This is a genomic window from Streptomyces pseudoechinosporeus (assembly GCF_054783935.1).
The window spans coordinates 34,368-51,708 of sequence record NZ_BAAGPS010000017.1 but is presented as its reverse complement, the minus strand read 5'-3'; the positions used below and the strand labels follow the sequence as shown (position 1 = coordinate 51,708).

At 67.6% G+C, this 17,341-nt stretch carries 11 protein-coding genes; 9 read left to right on the top strand and 2 right to left on the bottom strand.

Annotation, left to right across the window (positions count from 1 at the left end; all coding sequences use genetic code 11):
* The first annotated feature begins 65 nt into the window (after window positions 1–65).
* The 4 genes from ACYVO6_RS22215 to ACYVO6_RS22200 all read left to right on the top strand — a co-directional run bounded on the left by ACYVO6_RS22215 (window position 66) and on the right by ACYVO6_RS22200 (window position 6,429).
* On the top strand, window positions 66–881 hold the full coding sequence (locus tag ACYVO6_RS22215; RefSeq protein ID WP_461063693.1) for an N-formylglutamate amidohydrolase: 816 nt from the start codon (window positions 66–68) through the stop codon (window positions 879–881).
* 226 nt (window positions 882–1,107) lie between these two features.
* Entirely contained in the window at window positions 1,108–1,944 is an 837-nt protein-coding gene (locus tag ACYVO6_RS22210; RefSeq protein WP_461063691.1) for a DUF429 domain-containing protein, read from the top strand.
* A gap of 193 nt (window positions 1,945–2,137) precedes the next feature.
* Window positions 2,138–4,021, top strand: coding sequence for a DNA/RNA helicase domain-containing protein (locus ACYVO6_RS22205; protein ID WP_461063689.1), 1,884 nt, complete (start codon window positions 2,138–2,140; stop codon window positions 4,019–4,021).
* Between the two features lie 275 nt (window positions 4,022–4,296).
* On the top strand, window positions 4,297–6,429 hold the full coding sequence (locus tag ACYVO6_RS22200; RefSeq protein WP_461063799.1) for a DUF2075 domain-containing protein: 2,133 nt from the start codon (window positions 4,297–4,299) through the stop codon (window positions 6,427–6,429).
* Between the two features lie 74 nt (window positions 6,430–6,503).
* On the opposite strand, the gene ACYVO6_RS22195 is transcribed toward ACYVO6_RS22200, so the two are convergent.
* Window positions 6,504–6,632, bottom strand: coding sequence for a DUF6408 family protein (locus tag ACYVO6_RS22195; protein ID WP_461063687.1), 129 nt, complete (start codon window positions 6,630–6,632; stop codon window positions 6,504–6,506).
* Window positions 6,633–6,840: 208 nt separating this feature from the next.
* Here ACYVO6_RS22195 and ACYVO6_RS22190 point away from each other — a divergent pair, with 208 nt between their 5' ends.
* The 3 genes from ACYVO6_RS22190 to pglX all read left to right on the top strand — a co-directional run bounded on the left by ACYVO6_RS22190 (window position 6,841) and on the right by pglX (window position 15,520).
* A complete protein-coding gene (locus ACYVO6_RS22190) occupies window positions 6,841–6,972 on the top strand; it encodes a DUF397 domain-containing protein (RefSeq protein WP_461063685.1) in 132 nt (43 codons plus the stop codon).
* Between the two features lie 227 nt (window positions 6,973–7,199).
* Complete coding sequence (gene pglW, locus ACYVO6_RS22185; protein WP_461063683.1) at window positions 7,200–11,906, top strand: BREX system serine/threonine kinase PglW; 4,707 nt, start codon at window positions 7,200–7,202, stop codon at window positions 11,904–11,906.
* On the top strand, window positions 11,903–15,520 hold the full coding sequence (gene pglX / locus ACYVO6_RS22180; protein ID WP_461063681.1) for a BREX-2 system adenine-specific DNA-methyltransferase PglX: 3,618 nt from the start codon (window positions 11,903–11,905) through the stop codon (window positions 15,518–15,520). The genes pglW and pglX overlap by 4 nt, the downstream gene beginning before the upstream one ends.
* Here pglX and ACYVO6_RS22175 read toward each other — a convergent pair.
* The gene (locus ACYVO6_RS22175) at window positions 15,447–16,031 is read right to left on the bottom strand and encodes an ATP-binding protein (RefSeq protein WP_461063797.1); all 585 of its coding nucleotides are present in this window, start codon (window positions 16,029–16,031) and stop codon (window positions 15,447–15,449) included. The genes pglX and ACYVO6_RS22175 overlap by 74 nt on opposite strands.
* 205 nt (window positions 16,032–16,236) lie before the next feature.
* On the opposite strand from ACYVO6_RS22175, the gene ACYVO6_RS22170 reads away from it, so the two are divergent.
* Together ACYVO6_RS22170 and ACYVO6_RS22165 are read left to right on the top strand one after the other, a co-directional pair.
* A complete protein-coding gene (locus tag ACYVO6_RS22170) occupies window positions 16,237–17,067 on the top strand; it encodes a helix-turn-helix domain-containing protein (RefSeq protein ID WP_461063679.1) in 831 nt (276 codons plus the stop codon).
* A 17-nt stretch (window positions 17,068–17,084) separates the two neighbouring features.
* Window positions 17,085–17,267, top strand: coding sequence for a DUF397 domain-containing protein (locus tag ACYVO6_RS22165; RefSeq protein ID WP_461063677.1), 183 nt, complete (start codon window positions 17,085–17,087; stop codon window positions 17,265–17,267).
* Window positions 17,268–17,341 lie beyond the last annotated feature (74 nt).

Here is a 17,341-nt window from a genome sequence, read left to right as displayed (position 1 = left end):
CGCCCGCCCTTCACACCCCTGGCCCAGCCGAAGGTGAGCAGCTCACACAGCAAGGAACCCTCGAATTGAACGACGTGTCGGCCTCCTACCAGCTCAAGCCTGGCGCGCCGGACTCTCCGGTGATCCTGCACGTGCCGCACTCCTCGCGAGCGATACCTGCGGATGTACGGGCCGGGATCGTGCTCGACGATCGGGCGCTGGAGCGGGAGTTGGACCACATCACCGACGCGCACACCGCTCGGATCGCGGCGGAGGCCGCCTCTCGTGCCACCACCGAGCCCTGGCGGTTCGTCAACCAGCTGTCGCGGCTGGTCGTCGACCCCGAACGGTTCCCGGACGAGCGGGAGGAGATGCTGGCCGTCGGCATGGGCGCGGTCTACACGCGGACCACACACGGGGAGGAGCTGCGGCTGACCGACTACGACGGACAGCCGCTCATCGAGCGGTACTTCCACCCGTACGCCGCCGCCATGACGGACGCCGTGAGCCAGCGGCTGGACGCCATCGGGCGGGCCGTGATCATTGACGTCCACTCCTACCCGACCGAGCGTCTGCCCTACGAGCTCCACGGTGACGGACCCCGGCCGCCCATCTGCCTGGGCCGGGACGCCTTCCACACCCCGGCCGATCTGCTGGCCCACGCCGAGAAGGCGTTCGCGGGCTTCGGCGGCACGGGAGTCAACAGCCCCTTCAGTGGGACGTACGCCCCACTGAAGTATTACGGGAACGACCCACGGGTCAGCGCCCTGATGATCGAGATCCGGCGGGACGTCTACATGTCGGAGCCGGGCGGCCCGGCCGGTCCCGGTCTCGACGCACTCGCGGGCGCGCTCTGCGAACTGGTCGACATGGCTGGTACGGCTGGCACGGCACGGCTCTGACGCATGCCTGCCTCCACCAGGAACGGGCTCGGTTCCCCGACCACGACACATACAGCCCGTCGCGGGTCAGCGATTGGTCGGGGTCCCGAGCCCCGCGCTCTCCGTCCACGGGCGCCACGGCGGAGCGCGCTACAAAGGGTGAACACCTCGGTCGCCGTCCTCCCTGTTGATCAGCGAGAAGAGGACCGCGTCACGCCAGTGGCCGGTTCTCTGGTACTACCGACGCATGGGGATTGAGCGGCTCATCGGCATCGACCTCGCCTGGGCGCAGGGCGGAGCCCGTGTCAAGCCCAACGAGACCGGCATAGTTGCCATCGACGGTCGCGGTGTAGTGATCGACTGCGACTGGACCGTTGGGCTCGAAGAGACGATGTCATGGCTGGCCAAGACAGCCGTCGACGGATCGACCCTGACCTTTGTCGACGCGCCGCTGGTCGTCGACAACCCAACCGGCCAGCGGCTGTGCGAGCGGGAGGTCGGCCAGAGGTACGGCCGTTGGAAGGTGAGCGCGAACAGCACCAACCAGAGCTCTCCCCGCCGGGCCGGAGTGCTATTGAGGGAGTTGCTGCAGGAGTCCGGCTGGGCCTACGACGACGGCAGGGGCGGGCCGCCGACGGGCGGGCTGGTCGTCTCCGAGTGCTATCCGTACACGGCCTTGGTCGGAGCCTGGGAGCTGGGCTACGACCAGGAGCGCCCCACGTACAAGCGTCGGCCGGCGCGAGTACCGACGGCGCAGTGGCGAGCGGTCCGGGCGGAGGAGTGCGACAAGCTGATCTCGCACATGGTGGGCCTGGCCACCACGGATCCGCCCCTCCTGCTCTCCTCCCACCCGATCTCCCGTCGGCTGCTCGATGAGCCCTCACCTCAGCGGGCAGTCGACTACAAGCATCGGGAAGACCTCATCGACGCGCTGCTCTGCGCGTGGACCGCCGCACTGTGGCATCGGCACGGACTGGAGCGCTGCCAAGTCCTCGGAGCGGACAGCCTCGCACAGCCCGGATGCGCTCCTACCATCATCGCGCCCGCCCGCCCCGAGCAGCGGCGTGGCAGCGGGGCGAGCTGAACCGAAGGGGAAAGCCAGCCGTTCACTGCGCGTCGCCATAGACAGAACCGGGAGCCCTGGCCTCCACCCGTCGCCCAGGTACCCTTGATCGCATCGTTGTCGCGGCCCGCCGGGCTTCCGCTCCACCTCGGTGGAGTCACGAAGGACATGCCCCCACCCGCACGAGTCATTTCGTGCTGCCTGGGGGATTTCCTTGCTGTTCCGCGCGTCCGCCGAAACGGTCGCTGTCATGGCTCTCGATGGTTCGCTGTTCCTGCACCTCACCGAGCAGTTCGTCCACATGCACGGTTACCGACCGGGCTCCTCCGAGGTCCGCTCCTGGGAACGGAGCATCCCCGACCTGACGGCCGCACTGAACGAAGCCGGGCTCGGCGACGTCGAAGTCATGATCGAGTACGCCCTCCCGCTGAACAGCAAGCGGGCGGACGCCGTGCTCGCCGGAATTCATCCCGTAACGGGTGAACCGTCATACGTCGTAGTGGAGTTGAAGCAGTGGAGCCAGGCAACTCCCGATGAGGACGACCCAGTCCTGTGCCATGTCGACGCCTATGCGCACCCCGTCCTCAACCCCATCGAGCAGGTACGCCGCTACTGCCAGTACCTCGTCAACTTCAACGGCGCGGTCGCCGAGCACCCACAGCGCGTCAGCGGAGTGGCTTACCTCCACAACGCCACCGAGTCCGGGGCGAGCGGACTGCGTGAGATCGAACTCGACGAGCGAGGGCAGCTGTTCACTGCCGAGCGCCGGGGGGAGTTCATCGCACATCTCCGTGCCAAGCTGAGCGACGAACACCCGGGTGCCAGCGCCGCCGACGAACTCCTCGCCGGCAAGACGGTCCCGTCCAAGCAACTGATGTCCGTCGCGGCCCAGGAGGTGCGCGAGCGCGAGCAGTTCGTGCTACTGGACGAGCAGCAAGTGGCGTACCGCATGGTGCTCAACGCCGTCCGCAGGGCGAAGCGGTCCGATCACAAGGAAGTCCTGATCGTCACCGGAGGCCCCGGGACGGGCAAGAGCGTCATCGCTCTCTCCGTACTCGGCGAGCTGTACCGGCAGGGCGTCCCCGCTCTGCACGCCACCGGCTCCCAGTCGTTCACCAAGACCATGCGCAAGGTCGCGGGCGCCCGCAAGCGCGAAGTACAGGACCTCTTCAAGTACTTCAACAGCTTCATGACGACCGAGAAGAACACCCTCGACGTCCTGATCTGCGACGAGGCCCACCGCATCCGCGAGACCTCGGCCAATCGCTACACTCCCGCCGCCCACCGCACGGGTCGCCCCCAGATAGAGGAACTCATCGACGTCGCACGCGTCCCCGTGTTCCTCCTCGACGAACACCAAGTGGTGCGTCCCGGCGAAATGGGCACCGTCGCGGAGATCAAGGCAGCTGCCGCCCGTAAGGGCATCGCCTGTCATGTCGTCCCGCTGGAGAGCCAGTTCCGCTGCGGCGGCAGCGACGCCTATCTGCGCTGGGTGGTACGACTCCTCGGGCTGGAGCCGGGCGGTCCCGTCACCTGGGACCCCGACGACCGCATGCGGCTCCTGGTCGCCGAGAGCCCGGAGGAGATGGAAGCCTTCCTGGACAGTCGCCGCGACCAGGGTTACGGCGCTCGCATGTCCGCCGGCTACTGCTGGACATGGTCCCCCGAACCCAAGCCGGGTCAGCCACTCCCGCTGGATGTCGTCATCGGTGACTGGGAGCGTCCCTGGAACCTGCGCGGCGAGCGTTCCGTCTCCGGCGCGCCACCGTCAGCCCTGTGGGCAACCGACCCGGCGGGTTTCGGACAGATCGGCTGCGTCTACACCGCCCAGGGCTTCGAGTACGACTGGTCCGGCGTCATCATCGGCCCGGATCTGCTCTGGCGCGGCGACCGCTGGGTCACGGACCGTACGGCGTCCAAGGACCCGGTGTTCAAGAAGTCCACTCCGGACGCCGACGTGGATCGGCTGATCCGCAACACCTACAAGGTGCTGTTGACCAGGGGCATGGTCGGCACCGTCGTGTACTCGACGGACCCGGAAACCCAGGAGAAGTTGCGCGAACTGGTGGGGGCGGAGCGAGAAGTGGCCGCGGTGTGAGGGCCACGGCCTGACGCCACCAAGGTAAGCCGCGCGGTCGTCCTCGGCTGGGCCTGCGAGCCGCCGACACCAGAGCAGACACCACGGCAGCCACCACCGCAATATTTCCGCCAACTGCCGAGCCCCACCGCAGCACTTCGAGCAAGAGGTGCCCGCACGAACGAACGCGTTGCCTAAGATCGTTCCTACCGGTTGCGGCCCGACGGGCTTCCTTCGCGAGGACATGCCCCCATCCGCACGAGTCACTCGTGCCCTGGGGGAACCACCTCGTGTCCATGCTGCTGCTGAAGTTATCGGCGCAGGATCTGCTCACTCTTGACGAACGACGCCGGATGGTGCCCCACCTCGCAGCACGGTGGCAGTACTTCCGGGGCTCCGAGGCCTCGGAGACGGAACGCTCTGCGTGGGCGCAGAGCCTGGTCGACCTCGCGGGGGACCTGGTCGCCGCCGACCGGGGCAACGTGGAGATGATCGTCGAGTGCGCGGCCACTGTGGAGGAGCCCGAAAACCACAACGACCTGCGCCTCATCGACGTGGTGCTCGTCGGCAGGCATCCCCAGACGCATCTGCCGTCGTTCCAGCTCGTGGAGCTGAAACGGTGGTCCACGGTGACACGGGTGGAGTGGGCCACAGCAGAGCTGGTGCACGTTGCGGGGATGAAGGACGCGAAGCGACACCCTGCGTTACAACTCCGCGACTCCTACCAGCTGTTCACCGGGGACAAAGGTCCCCTGAGCGGTCTCACCGTCGAGTGCGGCGGTTTCACTTACCTGCACAATGCGACCGATGACGAGGCGCAGCCCCTGTTGGGCGGGGACGCGCCCACGGGAGCGTACGCGCGCGTGTACACCAAGGACAGCCGTACCAGACTCCTCGCCGATCTGCGGCAACACTTCGCCGAGGACGGGGCCGACTCGGAGGCCGAACACCTCCTGCGCCGCATGAATCTGCGGAACACCCCGTTGCTCGACGCGATGATCAAGTCACAAGGTGAGGACACCGTCTTCACCCTGCGGGGACAGCAGAAGAAAGTAGCCGAGGACGTACTGGACCGGGTTGCCAAGCTCTTCCAGGACCCCGACCGGCCCGCGCTCGTCCCTGATGACAGACAAGCGGTGTTCATCGTGACGGGGGGCGCCGGCACCGGGAAGAGCGCAGTCGGCCTTCAGCTCAAGGCCGATGTCGAAGCCGCCGGACGTACGGTCAAGTACGCCAGCGGCAGCCGTGCCTTCAACGGAGCGATCAAGGAGCAAGTGGGCTTCACCCAAAAGGAGTTCAAGGAAAGCTTCGCCTACTTCAGTCACTTCGTGACACCTCCCGATCCGCCCCTGGACGTCCTGATCTGCGACGAGGCGCACCGCCTGCGTGACCGCACCACCAACCGCTACCTCCCAGCTGAGAAACAGGGAACGAAGCCGCAGGTGGAGGAGCTGCTGGACGCGTCCCGCGTCACAGTATTCTTCCTTGACGGAAGCCAGTCGGTGCGGCCCAACGAGGTCGGCACGGTGGAGCTGATCGAGGACGCCTCGAAGGCGCGAGGAATCCGCCCGACCCAGTATCGGCTCCGCGAGCAGTGGCGTTGCGGCGGCAGCGACGCCTACGTGCGCTGGGTGCACGCCGTGCTGGGACTCTCGGACGGGGAAGCGGCCAAGTGGACTCCTGACGGCCTGATGCACGTGGAGGTGGCCGACAGCCCGGAAGAACTCGAACGCATCATCAGCACCGAGGCGAGTGCGGGGGCGACGGCCCGCATGGTCGCCGGATTCTGCTGGCCGTGGACAAAGCCCCAAGGGAAGGGCAAGTCGAAATGGCTGGAGGCCGACGTCCGTATCGGAGACTGGCACCGGCCCTGGAACGCCGACAGTGACAGCTTCTGTGAGAACGGTACGGTGCCGCCGTCCAGGATCTGGTCCGTGCACCCGGACGGGATCAATCAGATCGGCTGCGTCTACACGGCACAGGGCCTTGAGTGGGACTGGTGCGGGGTCATTCTCGGCGAAGACATGGTGCGGCGTGACGGGCGGTGGGTCTTCCGGAAAGGCAAGGCACGAAAGGACCCGGAGACCGGGGTCAAGCGGGTCGCGGTCCCAGGCTCCTTCGATCCGAGGCTGAAGGGGAAGAGCCTCAGCGAGGAGGACTTCGCCCGGTGCGTCCGGCACGCGTACCACGTGCTGATGACACGGGCGAGCCGTGCCACGGTGCTCTACTCCACGGATGAGGAGACCCAGGCGTACCTCAAGACTGTGGTTGGCGATCTGGAGATCCACGGCCTGCGTCCCACTTGGGAAAACCTGCCTGTCGCAGCCCGGATCGGCCACCTGCCGCGCCCAAAACGTCGAGGGAAGCGTTCCGGTGGCGGGCGAAAGAAGCAGAAGGACAAACTCTCCGGGCAGCCCACTCTTTTCTGAGGAATGCCTGATCGCAGTTACTGAGCGACGAGAGAGGAAGAGTGGCGGGCTCGCCGGGCCCGCCACCGCCTGGCTCAGATGAGCAGGCGCGCTGCCGCCGCGAGCCCCGCCAACACGAGGTTGGAAAGGACTCCCGCGGCGGCGCCGACCAGGATCTCGCGGATCCACGGACGACGCGCAGGCTGGTACTCGACAGGATTCATGAAAGGCCACTCCCGGATCGTGAGTTCGGAATGGCAGGGACCGCCCTACCGGGCATCCGCCCTCACCTGAGTGAGGTCCACGTGGTGGATTCACCATTCGTCGCTCACGACCGTCAGACCGGCCCGCGAACTCCGCCTCGTACCCCTCCGGGAAGGTGCGCAGCGTGAAGTCACCTTACCGCACAGCTCAGTTGACGCCCGGCGGCGCATGGGCGAGCGGCGGCTCTCGTCCTGGGGTGGTGACCCCTGTGTGGAGGTTGCGTACCGGACCGACGCCGTCCACGTCCGCGACTCCAAGGAGATGGATGGGCCGCAGTTCTCCGTATCCGCCTCTAAGTGAGCGGATTTCATCGCATATGCGGCGGCCTGAGCCGCGTCCGTATCGCTGCAGTCCGCATGGCGAAGGCAGGAAACGTCGTCATGCAGACCGAATGTCTCATCTATCTCCTCTTCACTCCCTCTCCTCATGTCACACCCAGCGACTAGGATCTGACCCGGGGGTTTGACCAGCGGGGACAGTGCGTCCACGGTGGTCGGAGCGAGCGGATCGAGGAGCGGGGACAGCACATGCGGGAAGGCCGGTGGGCCACGGTCACCGAGTCCGAGTTCGATCATGAGCGCCGCGGCCTGGAGGCCATCCGCGAGAAGCTCCCGGACTCCGACCCGTGGAGAGCCTGGTCGAACTTCACCTTCACCGCGAACACCGGCCATGTCCGCGAGGTCGACCTGCTCGTCGTCGCCCCCGGCGGCATGTGCATGATCGAGCTCAAGGACTGGCACGGCTCGGTCACCTCCCAGAACGGCACCTGGGTGCAGACCACCCCCGGTGGTCATCGCCGCCCGCACGGCAACCCGCTGCACCTGGTCAACAAGAAGGCCAAGGAGCTGGCCGGACTGCTCGGCCAGAACGGCAAGCGGGTCTGGGTCGGCGAGGCGGTCTGCTTCACCGACGACTCGCTGCGGGTGCGGCTGCCCGCCCACGACCAGAACGGTGTCTACACGATCGCCGAGCTGGTCGAGATGCTCAAGCAGCCGCCGCGCGACGAGCGGCGCCGGATCACCGCGATCGACTCCCGGGAGATCAAGACCGCGCTGGACCGGATCGGCATCCGCCGCAGTGAGGCGGAGTACAAGGTCGGCCCCTACGAGCTGGAGCGCCGCCCCTTCGACTCCGGCCAGACCTGGGCCGACTACGAGGCCCGCCACAGCGAGCTGCCCGGGCGTGCCAGGGTCCGCGTGTACCTGAGCGAGCGCGGCTCGGACTCCTCGCTGCGGCAGTCCGTGGAGAACGCCGCCCGCCGCGAGGCGGCCGTCCTGCAGCGTTTCCAGCACCAGGGTGCCGTCCCCTATCGGCAGTACTTCCCGACCGGGCACCCCGCGGGCCCCGCGCTGGTTTTCGACTACGACCGGCGGACGACGAAACTGGACGAGTACCTGGTCCAGTACGGCGAGAAGCTGGACATCCTCGGCCGGATGGCGCTGGTCCGGCAGCTCGCCGAGACCATGCGCTCCGCGCACGCCAAGCGCATCCACCACCGGGCCCTGGCCGCCCGTTCCATCCACGTCCTGCCCCGTCTTGACAGCGGCCCGGGGAAGGCGGTCGGCGAGGAGGCCGCCTGGCTCAGCCCGAGGCTGCAGATCTCCGACTGGCAGATCGCCACCCAGCGCAGTGCGGACTCCTCCCAGGGAGGCGGCGGGACGCGTCTGGCGCCGACCGCCCTGTCCGCGATGCACCTGGCCGACGACGAGGACCCCTACCTCGCGCCCGAGCTGACCGCGCTCCGCCCCGACCCGGTCTCCCTGGACGTCTACGGCCTCGGTGTCCTCACCTATCTGCTGGTCACCGACAAGGCCCCGGCCGCCAGCCAGGCCGAGCTTCGGGCCCGCCTGGAAGCCGGGGAGGGCCTGCGGCCCAGCTCCCTGGTCGACGGGTTGTCGGAGGACGTCGACGAGCTGGTGCAGGCGGCCACGGCGTACAACCCGGACCGGCGTCTGCACAGCGTCGACGACTTCCTGGAGATGCTGGAGGTCGTCGAGGACTCCCTCACCGCCCCCGCGTCCGCCACCACGTCCGAGACCGCCGACGTACCCGAGAAGGACCCGCTCGACGCGGTCCCCGGCGATGTGCTCGACGGCCGCTGGGAGATCCGCCGCCGACTCGGCACGGGCTCCACCAGCCGAGCCTTCCTCGTCCGCGACCTCCAGGCCGAGGCACGCAGGACCCGTCCGCTGGCCGTGCTGAAGGTGGGGCTGTCCGACAGCCGGGGCGACATCCTCGTCCGCGAGGCCGAGATGATGGGCCGTCTGCGCCCCCACTCCGGCATCATCCGCCTCGTCGAACCCGAGCCCCTGCACATCGCGGGCCGCACCGTCCTCGCGCTGGAGTACGTGGGCGACGAGCGGGACGACAGCGGGGAGCCGGGTGAGCGGAAGGCGTCCCGCCGCCGCGAGGAGACGGTGGCCCGCCAGATCCGCGACGACGGCCGGCTCCCGGTCGACCAGTTGGAGGCGTACGGCGACTACCTCTTCGGCGCCGTCGACTTCCTGGAGGGCGAGGGCATCTGGCACCGCGACATCAAGCCGGACAACATCGCCATCCGCATCCGCCCCAACCGGACCCGCGAGCTGGTCCTCATCGACTTCTCGCTCGCCGGATACCCCGCCAAGAACACCGACGCGGGCACCGACGGCTACCTCGACCCGTTCGTCGACGTCATCACGCGCGGCACGTACGACTCCCACGCCGAGCGGTACGCGGTCGCCGTCACCCTGCACCAGATGGCCTCGCGCGAGCTGCCCAAGTGGGGCGACGGCAGCGTCCTGCCCCGGATGACGGACCCGAAGGAGTGGCCGTACCCGACCATCGCGGCCGAAGCCTTCGACCCGGCCGTACGGGACGGGCTCGTCGCCTTCTTCCAGAGGGCTCTGCACCGCGACGCGAGCAAGCGGTTCCCCGAGCTCAAGCCCATGCGGGACGCCTGGCGCAAGATCTTCCTCGACGCCTCGCAGACCGTCCCCTCCAGCCACCGCACCCGGCACCCGGCACCGGCCGGTACGGGGCCCACCGCGGTCCCCGTCGCGGGCTCCGCCGCAGCGGAGGAGACCCCCCGGGGCGCCATCGCGGACGCCGAGCCGGAGACCGCGGACCAGCAGCGCGACCGTCTCGCCGCCGAGGTGACCCGCGACACCCCGTTGACCGTCTCCGGTCTCACGGGCGCGGCCCAGTCCTTCCTCTACGGCCTGGGCATCACCACCGTCGGTGAACTCCTCGACTACAGCCGCCGCAAGCTCGTCAACGCCCCGGGCCTCGGCGCCAAGACCCGCAACGAGGTGCAGAAGCGGCAGCGGGAGTGGGGCGAGAAGCTGCGCGGCACGCCCGTCTCGCCGCTCACACCCGAGGGCCGGGCGGAGGCGAAGGAAGAGCTGGAACAGCTCACCGCCGCCGAGTCCGCCCTCGTGGGCACCCTGGCGACGGCCGACGCAGCCGGCGGCCTGTCCGCCCGCGCCCTGCGCTCCGTCAGCCTCGACGCGCTCGCCACGATCCTCGTGCCGGTCGTCAACAACAACGGCTCCAACCGGAACAAGGCCGAGATGGTGCGGCTGCTGCTGCGCCTGCCCGACGAGCACGGCGTCCTGCCGGACATTGGGGTCTGGCCCAAGCAGAAGGACGTCGCCGAGGCGCTGGGACTCAGCGCCGGGCGCATCCCGCAGATGCTCAAGGAGGAGCGCAAGCGCTGGAAGGCCGACCCGGCCGTCCGCGCCCTGCGCTCCGAGATCCTCGACCTCCTCGCCGGTATGGGGCGGGTCGCCTCCGCCGTCGAGATAGCCGATGCCCTCGCGGTGCGACGCGGCAGCCAGCTCGCCGAGCGCGAGCAGCGGCGCGCGATGGCCCTGGCGGCGGTCCGCGCCGTCGTCGAGATCGAACAACTCGCCCCCGACGAGGCCGAGTTCCAGCACCAGCCCAACCGCAAGGCCACGGAGGAGGCGCTGGGCGCCGGTCTGCTGGCCCTGGACGTACGCGAGGACGACGCGCCGGACACCCCGACCGCACCCGGCCTGCTGGACTACGCGACGAAGCTCGGCCGTACGGCCGACCGGCTCGCAGGGCTGGACACGCTGCCGACGGCGGCGACCGTCCTGGCCGAACTGGGCGCGGTGACGGTGCCGCCCGGCGCCGTCGACTGGGACGACCGGCGCATGGTCGAACTGGCCGCCGCCGCGTCCCTGAACGCCGCCGCCACCCCGCGCCTGGAGATCTACCCGCGTGACCTACCGCTCGTACGGGCACTGCGGCTCGCGCAGGCCGGCCTCGTGAGCCGCATCCAGGGCATGCCGGAGGGCCGACAGCCCGGCCTGACCGGACAGGCCGTGCACGAACGGGTCCGCGCCCGCTTCCCGGAGCTGGTCGTACCGGACGGGCGCGGCGGCACGACCCACGAACTGCCGACCGGCGGCCCACTCACCAAGGCTCTGCGCGACGCGGGCTTCGAACTGTCGCTCAGCATGCACGAGGACGAGGGCATCCTCCGCTACCTGCCGACGCGGGTGGACGACGTCTCCAGCTACCTCACGACGGGTGCGTGGCGGCAGTCCACCCGTACGGGCGCGGTGACGCGGTACGCGGACGACCCGCAGCTCGCGGGCGCGGTACGCGCGGAGGAACGCCTGCTCGCGTCGGCCCGCCGGGACGGTTACCGGGTGCTGACGGTCGGGCAGCGGTCGGTGCGCCAGGCTGTGGCCGGACTGGGCAGCGAACGGCTGAGGGCGGAAGCGGTCTCGGTGACCGAACTGTTCCTGGAGGCCCTGCACGGACAGGTCACGCCCGGCACCAAGCCGACCTGGGAGACCCTGCTCAAGGCGGACGCCGCCGAGCCGGGTTCAAAGGGTGCGGTGCGGTTCACGGAGTACGCGCGGACGGCGTGGGGCTCGGTCGAGCCCCGGATCGTCGAGCTGCTGGGCAATGGCGGCGGTGGCGGTGGTGGCGGTGTGTCGGGTTCGGGTCCCGTCCTGCTGACGGAGGCCGGGGTGTTCGCCCGGTACGACGCGATGGGCGTCCTGGACCGGCTGGCGTCGGCGGCCCGGCAGGGCGGGCGAGGGCTGTGGCTCCTGGTCCCGCAGAGTGACCCCTCGCGCGAGCCCCGGCTCGGGCAGGTGGCCGTGCCGTACCAGGCCGGCCTGGGGGAGTGGATCCAGCTTCCGGACACGTGGGTGGACAACGCCCACCGCGGGTCCGGCGAGGTTTTGGCAAGTAGTGTCGAGGGAGACGCCAAGTGATCGACCGCAAGGCTCTGTTGGACGACCTGAAGCAGCAGGTCAAGGCGGTCGAGGCCGACCTCGGGCGACAGGTGAAGGCGCTGGGGGACGTCGGTACGCGGCTGAGGGCCGAGTACGACCAGGCGCGCAAGCTGGGGCGTACGGCGGCGACGTGGACCTCGTGGCTCGATGAGCGGGTCACTCAGGTCGCGGTGGCGTGGGTGCTGGGGACTGTCTTCGTACGGTTCTGCGAGGACAACCGGCTGATCCCGGAGCCGTACCTGACGGGGCCGGACGGTGACCGGCGGGAGCTAGCGGAGTCGCGGTACGACGCGTACGTGGAGTCGGACGACAATCCGACGTACCGCGGCTGGCTGGAGAAGGCGTTCGACGAGCTGGGCCAGGGCCAGGCGGGACGGCTCCTCTTCGATAAGCGGCACAACCCGCTGTACCAGGTTCCGCTGTCGCATGACGGTGCGCGGGAGTTGGTCGAGTTCTGGCGGGGGAGGGATGAGGCGGGCGTCCTCGTCCACGACTTCACCGACCCGCTGAACGAGGACGGCACGGAGGGGTGGGACACGCGGTTTCTGGGGGACCTGTACCAGGACCTGAGTGAGGCCGCCCGGAAGACGTACGCGCTGCTCCAGACGCCGGAGTTCGTGGAGGAGTTCATCCTCGACCGGACGATGAACCCGGCGGTGCGGGAGTTCGGGTACGAGGAACTGAAGATGATCGACCCCACGTGTGGGTCGGGGCACTTTGTGTTGGGGGCGTTTCGGCGGTTGGTGCGGCTGTGGGGGGAGGGGCAGCCGGGCATGGACGTGCATGAGCGTGTAGCGGCCGCGCTGAAATCGGTGCACGGTGTGGACGTCAACCCGTTCGCGGTGGCCATTGCTCGTTTCCGGTTGCTGGTTGCGGCGATGGCGGCGGGTGGTGTGCGGACGCTGGCGGAGGCGGCGAAGTACGACTGGCCAGTATCTCTGGCGGTAGGGGACTCGCTGATCAAATCCCGCCGCTCCCAGCAGGGCAACCTGTTCGGCGGGGTGGACGAAGACTTCGTGGACGATTTGGCTGAGTTCAAGTACGCCACGGAGGATGTGCACGAATATCCCGAGATCCTGCGGCCGGGGCGGTATCACGTGGTGGTGGGGAATCCGCCTTACATCACCGTGAAGGATAAGAAGCTCAACGAGCTGTATCGAGAGCTGTATCCGGCGTGTGCGGGCACATACGCGCTCTCGGTTCCGTTCGCCCAGAGGTTTTTCGAACTTGGCAGGCGCGGGGACGCCGAGGGGCGAGGCTATGGCATGGTCGGGCAGATTACTGCTAACTCGTTCATGAAGCGCGAGTTTGGGACGAAGCTCATCGAGGGCTACTTCGGGCACGCGGTAGAGCTGACCGAGGTCATCGACACATCAGGTGCGTACATTCCGGGCCACGGAACGCCGACGGTCATCCTCGTTGGCAAGCAGCGGGGCGGGGGCGCGCGATCGCCAGTTATTCGGACCGTCCGCAGCGTGCAGGGAGAGCCTTCCACACCGAGGAATGCCGAGGAGGGGTTTGTCTGGCGGGCGATCGTCGAACAGATCGATAAGCCCGGCTCGGTGGGTCAATGGGTGTCAGTGGACGACCTGAACCGCAAGAAGTACTTCGGCAGACAACCATGGATTTTGACTGATGGTGGGCTTGAAATGGTTGATCAGCTCAATCAAGCTTGCCGGTGCAAGCTTGCGGAAGTCATTGCAGAGATTGGAACGGGGGCGGTAACGCGCGAAGACAGTGCGTATATGGTCGGTGAGGGGCACTTGCGCCGTGCTCGGATCGAGAAGGAGCATCAGCGGCTCATTGTCGAAGGTACCGAAGTTCGCGACTATGTGGCTGACGATGCCACCATGTCGCTGTGGCCGTACTCGCCTGTTAGCTTGGAAGCAAAAGCTTCTGACGCAGTCAAGCAGGTTTTGTGGCCACACCGGAGGCTGCTTCGTGACCGAGTGGCTTTTGGTAAGACACAAATTGCTCGCGGATTGACGTGGTTCGAGTACTCGATGTTCTTCAAGGGGCGATACAAGGCGCCCTTCAAAATCCCATTTGCCTTCGTTGCCACGCACAATCACTTCGTGCTGGATCGGGGTGGGAAGGTGTTCAAGCAGTCCGCGCCTGTGATCAAGTTGCGGGAGGAGGCGAGTGAGGAGGAATATCTGCGACTGCTCGGATTGCTCAACAGTTCGGCGGCAGGATTTTGGCTGAAGCAGGTCAGCCAACCCAAGGCCGGTGGTGGTAATGGGCGTGGTATGCAGGATGAGGCGTGGGAGGAGCGATACGAGTTCACTGGTACTAATCTGGAAGAATTCCCGATTCCGTCTTCATACCCCACCGCTCTTGGTACGGCCCTCGACGCCCTCGCTCAGCAACTTGCCTCTACGAGCCCCGCAGCCGTGGCGGCCCAGGCTATGCCGACTTCCGACCTTCTGCGCGAAGCTCGTGTTAAGTGGGAGTCCACCCGCCGTCGCATGATCGCTCTTCAGGAGGAGCTGGACTGGCAGGTCTACTTCCTTTACGGACTCCACCGCGAAGACCTCCGCGTCTCAAGCGACCCCGAGGATCTGAGTATCCCCCCAATTGCCCTCGGGGAGCGCGCCTTCGAAATTGTTCTTGCCCGGCTTGCCGAGCGTGGTGAGGCGGAGACAGCGTGGTTTGCACGCCACAGTTCCACTCCCATCACGGAGATCCCCGCTCATTGGCCTGCCTCCTACCGCGAGGTAGTCCAGAAGCGCATCGATGCCATCGAGTCCAACCGCGCCATCGGTATGATCGAGCGCCCCGAGTACAAGCGGCGCTGGGCCACCGAAGGATGGGACGCACTCCAGGAGAAGGCCCTCCGCTCCTGGCTGCTCGACCGCATGGAGAACAGCGACCACTGGTTCGACGAGAACGGTCAGCCCGCCATCCTCACTCTGACCCGTCTCACCGACGCCCTCTCGCGTGACGAGGACTTCGTCTCTGTCGCCAAGCTCTACGCGCCCCGCAAGGAACTCGCGAAGGTCGTCGCCGAGCTGATCACAGACGAGCACGTGCCGTTCCTATCCGCCCTGCGCTACAAGCCGTCCGGCATGATGAAGCGCCCCGACTGGGAAGAAGTGTGGGATCTTCAGCGCAAGGAGGACGCTGCGCCCGACGAGCAGACCAAGCGGAAGATCCGGGACTCCATCCCCGTACCGCCGAAGTACACCCCCGCTGACTTCATGCGCGTCTCCTACTGGAAGGCGCGCGGCAAGCTGGACGTGCCGCGGGAGCGGTTCATCTCCTATGGGCAGACCCACGCCGCCACCCCCGAGCTGTACGGGTGGGCCGGCTGGGACCACAAAGAGCAGGCGCAGGCCCTCGCCACGTACTTCACCAACACCGCGCTGACCGCCGAGGAGATCACGCCGTTCCTCGCCGGCCTGCTGGAACTTCAGCCGTGGCTGTCCCAGTGGCACAACGAGTTCGACATGCTCTACAGCGGCTCCCCGGCGGACTTCTTCGCCGGTTACCGCCAGCAGCTACAGGGCGAGCACGGACTCACCGACGACGACCTCCGCAACTGGCGTCCCCAGGCCGCGACCCGAGGTCGTCGCGCCGTCGTGAAGAAGTAGCCGGAAATGACTCGGTGTTGTGCCCGAACGCCGATGCCGAGTCCGCCTGACGAGGGGCCACCGGGTGCGTGCCCGGGTGGCCTCCGGTCGGTACGCGCAGCTTCGCCCATACGGTCTTGCCGGGGGCGGCCGGGCGAGGGGTGACGCCCCAGTCGTCCGCGAGGGCGGCGACGAGGTGGAGGCCACGGCCGGACTCGGATGACGAGTCAGGGATCGGGGGAGTGGACGGGGGCTGCTTCTCGGCGCGGGTGTCGGTCACCTCGATGCGGAAGGTGTCCTCGGCCAGGGTGAGTTGGACATGGAAGTCCCGGCCGGGGACGTGGCCGTGCCGTACGGCGTTGGCGCTGAGTTCGGCCGTGATGAGAGTGAGTGTTTCGTTGACCGGGGTCGTGTAGGGGTGGCCCCAGGCGTCCAGGCGGTGCGAGACCAGTCGGCGGGCGAGGCGGGCGCCGCGCGGGGTCGGTGTGAAGCTCATGGTGAACTCGCGTTCGGGTGCGGGGTGTTGCGGCATATGCCCGTTGAGGGGAGTTGCTGACTTCATGCGGTATACGGTCCCGGACTCTGCGTAGCGTTGAACAGGAACGATGCGCTGACGGGTGCGGGCTGTACACGTGGGCGGTGCGCTTGTACGTGGTGTTGGCGTGACCGGTTCACGGGCCGTGCGTTGGGCGGGCGGAGTGCGGTGACTGTGATGGTCGTACGGGAGGAGTTGCGGCGTGGACGACGAGGTTCAGCAGCCGGAGTACGAGTTCGGGACTGGCATTCTCTACGTGTTCGGGCGGCAGTTGAAGCTGTTCCGGGAGCGGGCGGGGATGGACCGCGCGAGGCTCGGGTCGCTGACCGGGTATTCGGCCTCGACGATCGCGTCGTTCGAGCAGGGGAGACGTATTCCGCCGCCGAAGTTCATCGATCGGGCTGATGAAGTGCTGGACGCGGGCGGGGTGTTGAGCGCGAGCAAGGAAGAGGTGGCTCGGGCTCAGTATCCGGCGTTCTTTCGGGATGCGGCCAGGTTGGAGGCGAAGGCGGTGGCCCTGCATGTGTACGCGACCAAGGCAGTACCAGGGCTCTTGCAGACGGAAGACTACGCGCGAGCGGTATTCTCCATGTGGCGTCCGCTGCTGGACGAGGAGACCATCAACGAGCGGGTTGCGGCTCGCCTGGCACGCCAGGAGATCTTCTCCCGGACCTCGTTGCCCACCCTCAGCTTTGTCATCGAGGAGTTCCTTCTGCGGCGACCGCTCGGTGGACGGGCCGTGATGCAAGGCCAGTTGGAGCAGCTTCTGTTGCATGGGCATCGGCGCAACGTGGAAATCCAGGTAATGCCGATCGAGCGGGACGAGCATGCTGGGTTGGAAGGCCCCTTCACCTTGATCGAGACGCACGAAGGGCAGAGGATCGCTTACGTGGAGGCGTACAAGGACAGCCGTCTTTACACGGAGCGGAGGCAGGTACGGGAGCTCGAGGAGCAGTACGGCATCCTTCGGGCCCAGGCACTCACTCCGCGCGAGTCGCTGGCCCTCATCGAGAAGTTGCTTGGAGAGAGATGAACGCCCAACCGCTCACAATGCCGGTACCTGAGTCGGCCTGGTACAAGAGCAGTTACAGCACGGGCTCGGGCGGCGAATGCGTCGAGGTCGCCGCCCGCCCCGGCACGGTTCACGTCCGCGACTCCAAGGACACCACCCGTGCCGCACTAACCGTAGAACCCACGGCGTGGACCGCGTTCGTCGAGTTCGCGGCACTCTGACAGGGGCAGGGCCCTCGGCAGGCGTGTGCTTGCCGAGGGCCCTGCGCATGTCCGCCTCCGCAGCACCTTCAGCA